Raw genomic sequence first — 13,170 nt, 5'->3', positions numbered from 1 at the left:
TGACCCACCCTACCGGCGATTGCGGGGGCCGCCGACCACGGTCGGCGGGAGCTCAGCTGGGCCGTGCCATCGCCTTGACGAAGGCGCGTTCCACGTCGGCGGCGGAGAGGACGCCGTAGATCTCGCCGGAGTCCTCGACCACCAGGTACTCGGTGGCGGGGGAGGCGCGGAGGGCGTCGAGGAGTTCTTCGCCGGCCAACTCGGCGGAGACGCGCATGCCGTCGGTGAGGTCCTGGGCGAGGCCGCTGACGGCGACCCAGGGGCGGCGGTGTTCGGGTACGCCGACGATGGCGGCCTCGCGGACGAGGGAGAGGGGTTCGCCGTCGGGGTCGACGACGACGAGGGCGCGGGCGCCGGCCTCGTTGGCGCGGCGCAGTGCCTCGGAGAGGGGGGTGTCGGTCTCGACGGGGACCGCGCGGCGGGTGAGGGCGCGGGCCTGCAGTTCGGGCAGGTGTTCGCGCAGGCGGGCCATGCGGAGGCTGTTGCCGGCACCGGTCCAGATGATCGCGGCGAGGATCGCGGCGAGCAGGGCGTCGAGGACGGTGTCCATGCCGACGCTGTCCTCGGCGGCCGCGCCGAGCAGGCCGGACTGGGTGAGGAGCGGCAGTCCGATGAGGACGGAGAGGGCGAGGGCGCGGCCGACCCAGGCGGCGGCGATGGTGCCGCTCATGGGTTTGCCGGTGATCTTCCAGACGACGGCGCGGAGCATGCGGCCGCCGTCGAGGGGGAGGCCGGGGAGCAGGTTGAAGGCGGCGACGATCAAGTTGGAGACCATCAGGCCGGCGAGCAGGACGCCGGGGACGGTGCCGGGCTCGACGGCGAGCAGGGCGAGGTAGAAGACGCCCGCGAGGACGAGGGAGAGCAGCGGTCCGACGAAGGCGAGGACGAATTCGCGGCCGGGGGTCTCGGACTCCTTCTCGATCTCCGAGACGCCGCCGAAGAACTGGAGCTGGATCCGGCGGACCGGCAGTTTGTAGCGCAGGGCGGCGATGGTGTGGGCGAGTTCGTGGACGAGGACGGAGGCGTAGAAGGCGACCGCGAAGAACAGGGCGACGAGGTAGCGGGCGGCGCCGAGTTCGGGCAGGACGCGGTCGAGCTGGCCGCCGAAGACCCAGGTGATCAGGGCGGCGACGAGGAACCAGCTGGGGGCGACGTACACGGGGACGCCGAAGGGGCGGCCCATGAGGATGCCGCCGCCGGGCTCCTTGGGGCGGCGCCCGGGGGGCTTGGGGGTGGGGGCGTGGGGGCGCGCGAATGCCGCGGTGCGCTCCGGTTCGTCCTCCGGCTGCTTGTCCAGGTCGAGGGGGGCCGCAGGCGGCGCCTGTTCCGGGGCGGGCTGCGGGGCACGTTCCGGGTCCGGCTGCGGCTGCGGCTGCGGCTGCGGCTGCGGCTGCGGCTGCGGCTGCGGCTGCGGCTGCGGCTGCGGCTGCGGCTGCGGCTGCGGCTGCGGCTGCGAGGAAGGCTCGGGCACCGGGGTCACCGGCGGGGCGTCGTCGGCTGCGGCTGACGGCTCCACGGTGCCGTGCGCGTCCCTGCTGTCGTCCGCGTCGCTGGTGCCCTGCGCGTCGGCGGCGTCCTCCTCCCCGGCGGAGCTCTGCCCTGCGACGGCGTCGTCCTGCTTGCCGGGGGCGTCGGACCCGCCGCCGGGCCGGGCGGCGTCCGGGGTTCCGGGGGTGTCGTCGCGGTCGGAGGCTGTCGCTGCGGGAGCCGGGGGCTCGTCGGGGGTGTGCGGGGCCGGGGCGGGGGCGCCGCTCGTCGCCGGTGGCTCGGTCGCGTCGCGATGTGCGCGCTCGGGCGCCTCGTCGCTGTCGGACCGCGGCTGCCCGCTCCCGCCGCTCGTCTCCACGATGTCCCCTCGTTCGAAGCGTCTTCCGCGCCCGGTGGCCGGGCGGAAGGGTCTGCCGTCGATGCTATGCGGTCACCGGGGCGTGTTCCGCCCCGGCACCCCCTCTGTTCTCCCCCGCGTCGCCCCGGGCACACGGGTTTCGTGTCAGGGGTCGTCGGCCGATGCGGACGCGGACCCGTGGCTGTCACTGTCAGTGGTGGGCCGTATGGTCTGAGGTCATGGAAACCAGCACCGACGGCGCCGTCCCCGCCCCCGTGGGCGGCGAGGACGCCCGTCCTGCCGTACGGGCCGCCGCCCCGCCCGCCTCGCTGTCGCCGTCGCGCGCCAGCGACTTCATGCAGTGTCCGCTGCTGTACCGGTTCCGGGTGATCGACCGGCTGCCCGAGAAGCCGAGCGAGGCGGCGACGCGCGGGACGCTGGTGCACGCGGTGCTGGAGAGACTCTTCGACGCGCCGGCGGCGGAGCGGACGGCGCCGCGCGCCAGGTCGCTGGTGCCCGGGCAGTGGGACCGGCTGCGGGAGACCCGGCCGGAGGTCGAGGAGCTGTTCGCGGACGACGCGGAGGGCGAGCGGCTGGCGCGCTGGCTGGCCGAGGCCGAGCAGCTGGTGGAGCGCTGGTTCACGCTGGAGGACCCGACGCGTCTGGAGCCCGCCGAGCGGGAGCTGTTCGTGGAGGCGGAGCTGGAGTCGGGGCTGAGGCTGCGCGGGATCATCGACCGGGTGGATGTGGCGCCCACCGGTGAGGTGCGGATCGTCGACTACAAGACGGGCAAGGCGCCGCGTCCGGAGTACGCGGAGGGCGCGCTGTTCCAGATGAAGTTCTACGCCCTGGTGGTGTGGCGGCTGAAGCGGGTCGTGCCGCGCCGGCTGCAGCTGGTGTACCTCGGCAGCGGTGACGTCCTGACGTACGACCCGGTGGTCGCGGATCTGGAGCGGGTGGAGCGCAAGCTGCTGGCGTTGTGGGAGGCGATCCGGCTTGCCACGGAGAGCGGGGACTGGCGGCCCCGGCCGACGAAGCTGTGCGGCTGGTGCGACCACCGGGAGGTCTGTCCGGAGTTCGGCGGCACTCCCCCGCCGTACCCCCTGCAGGTGAGGTCGCCCGGGTCGGACGTCGGCGGACAGGGCAGAATGGGGCCGGACTAGGGCCCGGCGCGGACATCCGCCGGAAGGGCCCTGGGGCCTGTTCTGTTGGGATCAGGCCTGGGCCGCGGGGGCCCGAAGCCGGTCTGATCCCGAATCAGGCCCTAGCGAAGGAGACGTTCGTGGCCGTCCGGGTCCTATTGGTCGACGACCAGCCGCTGCTGCGCACCGGCTTCCGGATGATTCTGGAGGCGGAGCAGGACATCGCGGTCGTCGGGGAGGCCGGTGACGGTCTGCAGGCGCTCGACCAGGTGCGGGCGCTGCAGCCCGATGTGGTGCTGATGGACATCCGGATGCCCCGGATGGACGGGGTGGAGGCGACGCGGCAGATCACCGGTCCCGGGCGGGACGGTCCGGCGAAGGTGCTGGTGCTGACGACGTTCGACCTGGACGAGTACGTGGTGGAGGCGCTGCGGGCGGGGGCCAGCGGGTTCCTGCTCAAGGACGCTCCGGCCAATGAGCTGGTGCAGGCGATCCGGGTGGTGGCGGGCGGGGAGGCGATGCTCGCGCCGAGCATCACGCGCCGGCTGCTGGACAAGTACGCGGAGCATCTGCCGTCGGGCGACGAGCCGGTGCCGGACACGCTGCACACGCTGACCGACCGTGAGGTCGAGGTGCTGAAGCTGGTGGCGCGGGGCCTGTCGAACGCGGAGATCGCCGCCGATCTGTTCGTCAGCGAGACCACGGTCAAGACGCATGTGGGTCATGTGCTGACCAAGCTGGGGCTGCGGGACCGGGTGCAGGCGGCGGTGTACGCGTACGAGAGCGGGCTGGTGCGCCCCGGAGCGCAGTAGCCCGCCGCATACCGGTCACGCGCCGAGGGCGCCCTCTTCGCACGAAGAGGGCGCCCTCGGTCTGTGGGGCGTGGTGTCGGCGTCAGCCCTTGCTCAGCTCCCAGAAGCGGAAGACGGTGGACGCGTCCAGGCAGTACTCGAGGCCGTAGACGTCGTCGCCGACGACGGCGTACTGCTTGGCCTGCCAGATGGGGAGGAGGGGGACGTCGGTGGCGACGATGTTCTGCAGTTCGGCGTACTCCTTCTCCGTGGCGGAGCGCTCGCTCTCGGCGGCGGTCTTGGGGAGGAGGTCACCGGTGATGGTGGTGTTGCTGTAGTTGTTGTCCAGCACGTTGCCCTTGCCGAAGAAGGGGCCGGTGAAGTTGTCGGGGTCCGGGTAGTCGGGGACCCAGCCCTTGACGTACACGCCGTACTTGCCGGCGGCGATGTCCTTCTCGTACCGGGCGAAGGCGACGGACTTCACGTCGGCGTCGAACAGGCCGCTGTCGTTGAGCTGCTTCGCGATGGCCTTCAGCTCCTGGTCGGTGGAGGGGCCGTAGCGCGAGGGGGTGGACCAGAGGGTCAGTTCGACCTTGTCGGTGATGCCGTCGGCGCGGAGAGCGGCCTCGGCCTTGTCCGTGGAGGGACGGGCGCCGTAGGTGTCGAAGAAGGCCGTGTTGTGGCCGGTGATGCCGGCCGGGATGATCGAGTACAGCGGGGTGGCGGTGCCCTGGTAGACCTCGTCGACGAGGGCCTCACGGTCCAGCAGGTAGGCGATGGCCTGGCGGACGCCGAGCTTGCCGGTGACCGGGTCGTCCATGTTGAAGACGAGGTGCTGGACCTCGGCGCCGGTGCCGTCGACGATGTCGACGCCGCTGGCGGTGGAGGTGTCGGTCTCGATGTCGGAGATGTCGGAGGCGCTGAGGCCGCGGTAGGTGACGTCGAGGTCGCCCTCCAGCAGGGACTTCTTCAGGGCGTCCTGGTCGCCGTGGAAGAACTTGAGGGTGACGCCGGAGTTCTCGACGTCGGCGGGGCCCTTGTAGTTGTCGTTGACGGTGAAGACGGCCTCGTCCTCGCCGAAGGACTCCAGCTTGTAGGGGCCGGAGCCGACGGCCTCGCCGTCCTCGCGCAGTCCGTCGGCGTCGTAGGAGCTCTCGTCGACGATCGAGCCGGCGCCGGAGGCGATCTTGCTGGGGAAGGTGGCGTCGGCGTACTTGAGGTCGAAGCGGACGGTCCGGTCGTCCGGCGTCTCGACCTTGTCGAGCATGGGGAACATGATCGCGGGGCCGGCGTCGTCGTTGATCTTCAGCATGCGGTCGAAGGAGAACTTGACGTCCTTCGCGGTGAGCGCCTCACCGTTGCTGAACTTCAGGCCCTTCTTGAGGGTGCACTCGTAGACCTTGGTGCTGCTGTCCGTGAAGGAGCATTCCTCGGCGAGGTCCGGTTCGGGTTCGGTGGCGCCGTTGGGGAAGCTCAGCAACGACTGGAAGACGTTGTTGAAGAGGAGCCAGGATCCGGGGTCGTAGCCGGAGGCGGGGTCGGTGGCCAGGACGTCGTCGGACATCCCCATCACGATGTCGGATCCGGAGCCCCCCGGGCCCCCCGAGTCGGAGCCGCAGCCGGTCAGCAGGCCGGCGGCCAGCCCTGTCGCGATGGTCAGGACGGGCCACTGGGTGCGTATGTTCACGTATGGATGCCTTGTGTCGTCGGTGCATTGCGGGCGCTCCGGGCTCCCCCGAGGCCGGTCGGCCTCTGTCCGGAGGGTGGTGAGGTCCGGTCAGTCGCCCCGGCCGCGGCCCAGCTCCCAGAGCTGGAGCGTCGAGGCGGCGTTGAGGGCGTACTCGGCACCGGTGATGTCGTCCCGGGCGGCGACGTACTGCTTGCCCTGCCACAGCGGGAGGATGGGCACGTCGTCGGCGACGATGTCCTGGATGCCGGTGAGGCTGTCCGCGGCGTTGAGACGGTCGGCCGCGCGGCGGGACTCGGGGATCAGCTTGCCGCGGATCTCGCTGTTGGCGTACGGCGAGCCGAGGAAGTTGTCCTTGTCGAGGAAGGGGGCGAGGTAGTTGTCGGCGTCGGGGAAGTCCGGGAACCAGCCCATGCCGTAGACCGCGTACTCGCCCTCCTGCTCGGCGGGGCGGAACGTGGACCAGGGGGTGCCCTTGATGGTCACGTCGAACAGACCGCTGTCGTTGAGCTGCTTCCTCAGCAGCTCGAACTCCTTCTTCGTGGCCGAGCCGTAGTGGTCGGTCGTGTAGTGGAGGGTCAGCTTCACCGGGGCGGTGACGCCCGCGCTCTGCAGGGTCGACTTCGCCTTGGCGACGTCCGGGTCGCCGTACTTGTTGAAGAACGAGTTGGAGTGGCCGGTGATGCCGGCCGGGACCAGCGAGAAGAGGGGTTCGGCCTGGGAGCCGTAGACCTTGGCGACGAGTTCGCCGCGGTCGATCACCTCGGCCATGGCCCGGCGGACGGCCGTGCTCTTGACCGGGGCGGCGTCGGTGTTGAAGGCGAGGTAGCGGATCTCCAGGCCTGCGGACTCGATCAGGTCGATGTCGCTCTGGGGGGCGTCGGAGAGCTTGGTGATCTGTTCCGGCGTCATGGAACGGGTCATCAGGTCGATGTCGCCGTCCTTCAGGGCGGTGCCCATGGCGTCGGCGTCGGCGAAGGAGCGCAGTTCGACCTTGTCGTTCTTCGGGTCCAACTGGCCCTTGTAGTTCGGGTTCTTGGTGAACACGGCCCGGACCAGCTCGTTGTCCTCGACCTCGGCGTCCAGGGTGTAGGGGCCGGAGCCGTCGACCGCGAAGCCGTCGCGCAGTCTGCCCTTGTCGTAGTCGGCCGGGTTGACGATGCCGGCGACCGGGGTGGACAGCTTGTACGGGAGGGTCGCGTCGGGGCTGTTGAGGTGGAAGATCACCTCTTTGTCGCCCTTGGTCTCGACGAGGTCGATGGTGGACAGCAGGGCGAAGACACCGCTGTCGGCCTTGAGGGAGCGGGCGCGGTCGATGGAGAACTTGACGTCCTCGGCGGTGACCGGGGAGCCGTCGGCGAACTTCAGGCCGGAGCGCAGCGTGCAGACGTAGCGCTCGTTGCCGCTGTCGGTGAAGGAGCAGCTGGAGGCGGCCTCGGGCTCCGGTTCGCCGTCGCCGCGCGGCTGGACCAGGAGGGTCTGGACGGTCTGGCGGAGGATGTTCCACGTGCCGACGTCGTAGGCGTAGGCCGGGTCGATCGGGGCCGGGGCCTGCTTCGAGGCGGTGAACCGGTCGGTGGTGCCCACGACGATCGCGTCGCCGCTCGCGCCCGAGCCGTCGGTTGCGCCGCAGGCGGCGAGCACCGGGGCGAGCAGTCCGATGACGGCCGGCAGCACCAGGGTCTTGCGGTTCATGCTCGGTTTCTCCAGAGCTGTGGTCCGGGACGGGTGCCTGCGGGGTGGTGCGAGCGCGTCACGGGAGGTACGGCGATGTTCTCGGGTCGAGATTAGCCCGCACCGTCGAAGGGGCTCGCGCGCACCGGAGTTGAGTTCCCATCACGCTGCGGAACCGGGCGTGGACACAAACGGTGTAGTGCGCACGGAATGTTTGGGTGCAGCCTTCGCCAATTGGGACACATGGGCGTGCCGCGCACCCCTGAATGCGGGGATTGGCCATGTCCGGAGGGCGCTGCGAACGCCTTCGGGAGTGGTAAACGTCACAGCAGGAAAGGGGTTCCCGGGCCCGGGAATTCAGTCATTGCGACGGATCGAATTCCCTGGTCCGGGCCCTGTGTGTGATCTTGGAATTTTCCGTGCTTTCAATTGCCCGTCGTCATCATCAGACCGTGCAGAAAGCGCAGGTCGACCTCTTCCAGGGAGGTCACGACGGTGCGTCGCGCGGCGGGGGCGATGGGGGCGACGGACGGGACGGCGACCACGTGGCAGCCGGCGGCCTCGGCGGCGGCGACACCGGTCGCGGTGTCCTCGATGACCGCGCAGCGGCCCGGCTCCGCGCCGAGGCCGGAGGCCGCGAGGAGGTAGGGGTCGGGGAACGGCTTGGTCCGCTCGACCTCGTCACCCGCGACGGTCAGCGCGAAGTGCTGGGGGCCGAGGGAGGTCAGGACGCGGTCGATGATGCGCCGGTGCGAGGCGGAGACCAGGGCGGTCGGGACGCCGTGTGCGGCGAGTTCGGCGAGGAGTCTGGAGGCGCCGGGCATCAGGGGCAGGGAGCGCCCGATACGGGCCTCGAAGCCGTCGTTGAGCAGCACGCTCAGCTCGGGGAGGGTGATGTCGGCGCCGGTGGCCTCGATCAGGAAGCCCGCGCTGCGGGTCATGGGTCCGCCGACCACGACATGCCGCCAGGAGTCGTCGAGGGTGTGTCCGAGGCCGGCGAAGACCTCGACCTCCACGTCCCACCAGAAGCCCTCGGTGTCCACCAGGGTGCCGTCCATGTCGAGGAGCACGGCCTGCAGCGCGGAGCCTTCGGCCGTACGGGTTCCTGGCGCGGGAATCGTCGTGGTCATCCGGCGCACCTCCTTGGGGGACGAGCAGGCCGGTTCCCGGATGGGGAACCGGCCTGCGGTGGACCGACCAGTCTACGACGCCGCGCGGACAAACGCCTCGCGGACCGGTCGTGCCGGGCCGGAGAGCCGCGTGACCGGCCACGACGTGCCGCGGGGGCCGGTCGTCACCCGCCGTGGCGGGGCTACCTCGCGTTGAAGTACTTCGCCTCGGGGTGGTGGATCACGATCGCGTCGGTGGACTGCTCGGGGTGGAGCTGGAACTCCTCCGAGAGCTGGACGCCGATCCGCTCGGGCTCCAGCAGTTCGGCGATCTTGGCGCGGTCCTCCAGGTCGGGACAGGCGCCGTAGCCGAGGGAGAAACGGGCACCCCGGTACTTGAGGTCGAACATGTCCTCGATGGCGGCCGGGTCCTCCCCGGCGAAGCCGAGCTCCGAGCGGACCCGGGCGTGCCAGTACTCGGCGAGGGCCTCGGCGAGCTGCACGGACAGCCCGTGCAGTTCGAGGTAGTCGCGGTAGGAGTTGGCCTCGAAGAGCTTGGCGGTCTCCTCACCGATGCGGGAGCCGACGGTGACGACCTGGAGGCCGACCACGTCGGTCTCGCCCGACTCCTCCGGGCGGAAGAAGTCGGCCAGGCACAGCCGGCGGCCGCGGCGCTGGCGCGGGAAGGAGAACCGGGTCCGTTCGTTGCCGTCGTCGTCCAGGATGATCAGGTCGTCGTCCTTGGAGACACAGGGGAAATAGCCGTAGACGACGGCCGCTTCGAGGAGGTTGTCGGTCTGCAGCTTGTCCAGCAGGCCGCGCAGCCGGGGCCGGCCCTCGGTCTCGACGAGCTCCTCGTAGGTGGGACCGTCGCCGGTGCGGGCCTGCTTCAGGCCCCACTGGCCCTTGAAGAGGGCGCCCTCGTCCAGCCAGCTCGCGTACTCCTTGAGCTGGATGCCCTTGATGACGCGGGTGCCCCGGAACGGGGGCGTGGGGACGGGGTTGTCGGTGGCGACGTCGGAGCGGACGTGCCCCTCCTCGGGGCGCTCCTCGACCACGGTGGCGCCGGCCGCGGGCCGCACCCGGCGCTGCCTCAGCTCCGGCAGGACGGCCCCCGGCACGCCGCGCTTCACGCCGATGAGGGCGTCCATCAGCCGCAGGCCCTCGAAGGCGTCCCGGGCGTAGCGGACCTCGCCCTCGTAGATCTCGTGCAGGTCCTGCTCGACGTACGCCCTGGTCAGCGCGGCGCCGCCGAGGATGACCGGGAAGTCTGCGGCGAGGCCCCGCTGGTTCAGCTCCTGCAGGTTCTCCTTCATGATCACTGTGGACTTGACCAGGAGGCCGGACATGCCGATGACGTCGGCCCGGTGCTCCTTGGCGGCGTCGAGGATCGCGGAGACCGGCTGCTTGATGCCGAGGTTGACGACGTTGTAGCCGTTGTTGGACAGGATGATGTCGACGAGGTTCTTGCCGATGTCGTGGACGTCGCCGCGGACGGTGGCCAGCACGATGGTGCCCTTGCCCTCCGCGTCCGACTTCTCCATGTGCGGCTCCAGGTGGGCGACGGCCGTCTTCATGACCTCGGCGGACTGCAGCACGAACGGCAGCTGCATCTGTCCGGAGCCGAACAGCTCACCGACGACCTTCATCCCGTCCAGCAGGGTGTCGTTGACGATGTCGAGGGCCGGGCGGGTCCGGAGGGCCTCGTCGAGGTCGGCCTCCAGGCCGTTCTTCTCGCCGTCGATGATGCGGCGCTTGAGGCGCTCCTCCAGCGGGAGGGCGGCCAGCTCCTCCGCCTTGCCCGCCTTCAGGGACTTGGCGGTGGCGCCCTCGAACAGCGCCATCAGCTTCTGCAGGGGGTCGTAGCCCTCGGCGCGGCGGTCGTGGATGAGGTCGAGGGCCGTCTGCACCTCTTCCTCGCTGAAGCGTGCGATCGGCAGGATCTTGGAGGCGTGGACGATGGCGGAGTCCAGGCCCGCCTTCGCGCACTCGTCCAGGAAGACGGAGTTGAGGAGGATGCGGGCGGCCGGGTTGAGGCCGAAGGAGATGTTCGACAGGCCGAGGGTGGTCTGCACGTCCGGGTGGCGGCGCTTGAGCTCGCGGATCGCCTCGATGGTGGCGATGCCGTCCTTGCGGGACTCCTCCTGACCGGTACAGATGGTGAAGGTCAGGGTGTCGATGAGGATGTCGGACTCGTGGATGCCCCAGTTTCCGGTGAGGTCGTCGATGAGCCGTTCGGCGATCTCGACCTTCTTCTCGGGGGTGCGGGCCTGGCCCTCCTCGTCGATGGTCAGCGCGATCAGCGCGGCGCCGTGCTCCTGTGCCAGTGCGGTGACCTTGGCGAAGCGTGACTCGGGGCCGTCGCCGTCCTCGTAGTTGACGGAGTTGATGACCGCCCGGCCGCCGAGCTTCTCCAGCCCGGCCCGGATGACGTCGACCTCGGTGGAGTCCAGGACGATGGGGAGGGTGGAGGCGGTGGCGAACCGGCCGGCGAGTTCGGCCATGTCGGCGACGCCGTCGCGGCCCACGTAGTCGACGCAGAGGTCGAGCATGTGGGCACCCTCGCGGATCTGGTCGCGGGCCATCTCCACGCAGTCGTCCCAGCGGGCCTGAAGCATCGCCTCACGGAACTTCTTCGACCCGTTGGCGTTCGTCCGTTCGCCGATCGCCATGTACGAGGTGTCCTGGCGGAACGGGACCGTCTGGTAGAGCGAGGCGGCGCCGGGCTCGGGGCGCGGGTCGCGCGGGGTGGGCGTGAGGTCGCGGACGCGTTCGACGACCTGCCGCAGGTGCTCGGGGGTGGTGCCGCAGCAGCCGCCGATCAGGGAGAGGCCGTACTCACGGACGAAGTTCTCCTGCGCGTCGGCGAGCTCGGGGGCGGTCAGCGGGTAGTGGGCGCCGTCCTTGGTGAGGACCGGAAGGCCGGCGTTGGGCATGCAGGACAGCCGGATGCGGGAGTGGCGGGCCAGATAGCGCAGGTGCTCGCTCATCTCGGCGGGGCCGGTCGCGCAGTTCAGGCCGATCATGTCGATGCCCAGCGGCTCCAGTGCCGTCAGCGCGGCACCGATCTCGGAGCCGAGCAGCATGGTGCCGGTGGTCTCGACCGTCACCGAGACGATCAGGGGGACGTCGTACCCGGCCGTCTCCATCGCGCGGCGGGCGGCGATGACGGAGGCCTTCGTCTGCAGCAGGTCCTGGGTGGTCTCCACGAGCAGGGCGTCGGCGCCGCCCGCGAGCAGGCCCTCGGCGTTCTGCTGGTAGGCGTCCCGGATGGCGGTGAAGGTGGTGTGGCCGAGGGTGGGCAGCTTGGTGCCCGGGCCGATCGAGCCCAGCACCCAGCGCGGGCGGCCGTCGCGCGCGGTGTACTCGTCCGCGGTCTCGCGGGCGATGCGGGCGCCGGCCTCGGACAGCTCGGCGGTGCGTTCGGGGATGTCGTACTCGCCCAGGGCGGTGAGGTTCGCGCCGAAGGTGTTGGTCTCCACGCAGTCGACGCCCGCGTCGAAGTACGCGGCGTGCACCGAGCGGACGATGTCGGGGCGGGTGACGTTGAGGACCTCGTTGCAGCCCTCCAGCTGCTGGAAGTCCTCCAGGGTGGGGTCCTGCGCCTGGAGCATCGTGCCCATCGCGCCGTCGGCGACCACCACTCGGGTGGCGAGGGCCTCGCGCAGGGCGTCGGATCGGGCCCGGCCGGCGGCGGCGGACGAGGAGGACGGGTTCGGCAACGAGGCCATGGAGCTGCTCCCTGGAGTGCGACGGCTGTCGGCTTTGCGGCCTCCCATGGAAGCCGCACGCCGCAAGGGTAGCCCGGAGTGCCGCCCGCGGTCAGGGCGGTCCACGGGACGGACGGGCGTGGCGTACGCGGCCGAGTGCGGTTTACTCCGACGACACAGGCGAACGCCGGACACCGCTCCGACACCACACGCACACCCCACGATCACACGGTCGCCGAACACGCACCGGACGGACACGGGACGCGCACAGGGGGGCACCGCGCGGGGGCCGCGTCCGAAAAGCTGTTGACGGCCATTGGCGGGAGGTCGGCAACGACCGGTAGTGTTCGGCATTGCCGAACGGTGGAAGTTCAGTCGCGTACGGCGGCCGAAGGGGACGGAGGCAGGACGGCGATGGCACGGAACATCCAGTCGCTCGAACGGGCGGCCGCGATGCTGCGGCTGCTCGCGGGCGGCGAGCGGCGGCTCGGCCTGTCGGACATCGCCTCGTCGCTGGGCCTCGCCAAGGGCACCGCCCACGGCATCCTGCGCACGCTCCAGCAGGAGGGGTTCGTCGAGCAGGACGACGCCTCCGGGCGCTATCAGCTGGGCGCGGAGCTGCTGCGGCTCGGGACCACGTACCTGGACGTCCACGAGCTGCGGGCACGCGCCCTGGTCTGGACGGACGACCTGGCCCGCTCCAGCGGCGAGAGTGTCCACCTGGGGGTGCTGCACCAGCAGGGGGTGCTGATCGTGCACCACGTCTTCCGGCCCGACGACAGCCGGCAGGTCCTGGAGATAGGCGCCATGCAGCCCCTGCACTCGACGGCCCTCGGCAAGGTCCTCGCGGCGTACGACCCGGTGGCGCACAGCGAGGTCCTGGAGGCCGAGCGCAAGCCGTTCACCGACCGGACCGTCCATGCCCTGGAGGAGTTCGAGGGGGTGCTGGACCTCACCCGCGCGCGCGGGTACGCGGCCGACATGGAGGAGACCTGGGAGGGTGTGGCCTCCGTCGCCGCCCCCATCCACGACCGGCGGCGCATGCCCGTCGGCGCGGTCGGCATCACCGGCGCCGTGGAGCGGCTGTGCCGCGAGGGCGAGCCGCGTCCCGAGCTTGTCGCGGCCGTGCGGGACTGCGCCCGCGCGGTGTCGCGGGACCTCGGCGCGGCCCGGTTCTGACCGCCGCCCGGCCGGGCACGGCGAGGGCCGGGACACCCCGCGGGGTGTCCCGG

8 protein-coding genes are annotated in these 13,170 nt (G+C 71.0%); 3 read left to right on the top strand and 5 right to left on the bottom strand.

Going from position 1 to position 13,170, the window contains the following annotated elements:
- Positions 1-52: 52 nt before the first annotated feature.
- On the bottom strand, positions 53-1,846 hold the full coding sequence (locus ACFU5F_RS36750; RefSeq protein WP_383897180.1) for a site-2 protease family protein: 1,794 nt from the start codon (positions 1,844-1,846) through the stop codon (positions 53-55).
- A gap of 218 nt (positions 1,847-2,064) precedes the next feature.
- On the opposite strand from ACFU5F_RS36750, the gene ACFU5F_RS36745 reads away from it, so the two are divergent.
- Positions 2,065-2,988, top strand: coding sequence for a RecB family exonuclease (locus ACFU5F_RS36745; protein WP_383897178.1), 924 nt, complete (start codon positions 2,065-2,067; stop codon positions 2,986-2,988).
- Between the two features lie 119 nt (positions 2,989-3,107).
- On the top strand, positions 3,108-3,779 hold the full coding sequence (locus ACFU5F_RS36740; protein ID WP_005485214.1) for a response regulator transcription factor: 672 nt from the start codon (positions 3,108-3,110) through the stop codon (positions 3,777-3,779).
- Between the two features lie 82 nt (positions 3,780-3,861).
- On the opposite strand, the gene ACFU5F_RS36735 is transcribed toward ACFU5F_RS36740, so the two are convergent.
- The 4 genes from ACFU5F_RS36735 to metH all read right to left on the bottom strand — a co-directional run bounded on the left by ACFU5F_RS36735 (position 3,862) and on the right by metH (position 11,959).
- A complete protein-coding gene (locus tag ACFU5F_RS36735) occupies positions 3,862-5,445 on the bottom strand; it encodes an ABC transporter substrate-binding protein (RefSeq protein ID WP_383897175.1) in 1,584 nt (527 codons plus the stop codon).
- A 90-nt stretch (positions 5,446-5,535) separates the two neighbouring features.
- Complete coding sequence (locus ACFU5F_RS36730) at positions 5,536-7,140, bottom strand: ABC transporter substrate-binding protein (protein ID WP_383897172.1); 1,605 nt, start codon at positions 7,138-7,140, stop codon at positions 5,536-5,538.
- A 404-nt stretch (positions 7,141-7,544) separates the two neighbouring features.
- Positions 7,545-8,249, bottom strand: coding sequence for an HAD family hydrolase (locus ACFU5F_RS36725; protein WP_383897170.1), 705 nt, complete (start codon positions 8,247-8,249; stop codon positions 7,545-7,547).
- Positions 8,250-8,431: 182 nt separating this feature from the next.
- Positions 8,432-11,959: a methionine synthase gene (gene metH / locus ACFU5F_RS36720; protein WP_383897167.1), complete on the bottom strand. Its 3,528-nt coding sequence runs from the start codon at positions 11,957-11,959 to the stop codon at positions 8,432-8,434.
- A 393-nt stretch (positions 11,960-12,352) separates the two neighbouring features.
- On the opposite strand from metH, the gene ACFU5F_RS36715 reads away from it, so the two are divergent.
- Positions 12,353-13,117: an IclR family transcriptional regulator gene (locus ACFU5F_RS36715; protein WP_383897164.1), complete on the top strand. Its 765-nt coding sequence runs from the start codon at positions 12,353-12,355 to the stop codon at positions 13,115-13,117.
- Positions 13,118-13,170 lie beyond the last annotated feature (53 nt).

The organism is Streptomyces sp. NPDC057438 (genome assembly GCF_042802995.1).
Lineage (GTDB): Bacteria > Actinomycetota > Actinomycetes > Streptomycetales > Streptomycetaceae > Streptomyces.
This window is presented reverse-complemented; position numbering and strand designations above follow the sequence as displayed.

What these genes read in the sequence shown, in the direction of transcription:
- ACFU5F_RS36725 (WP_383897170.1), bottom strand. Translation starts at nt 8,249, where the DNA reads ATGACCACGACGATTCCCGCGCCAGGAACCCGTACGGCCGAAGGCTCC.
- ACFU5F_RS36745 (WP_383897178.1), top strand. Translation starts at nt 2,065, where the DNA reads ATGGAAACCAGCACCGACGGCGCCGTCCCCGCCCCCGTGGGCGGCGAG.
- metH (WP_383897167.1), bottom strand. Translation starts at nt 11,959, where the DNA reads ATGGCCTCGTTGCCGAACCCGTCCTCCTCGTCCGCCGCCGCCGGCCGG.
- ACFU5F_RS36715 (WP_383897164.1), top strand. Translation starts at nt 12,353, where the DNA reads ATGGCACGGAACATCCAGTCGCTCGAACGGGCGGCCGCGATGCTGCGG.
- ACFU5F_RS36730 (WP_383897172.1), bottom strand. Translation starts at nt 7,140, where the DNA reads ATGAACCGCAAGACCCTGGTGCTGCCGGCCGTCATCGGACTGCTCGCC.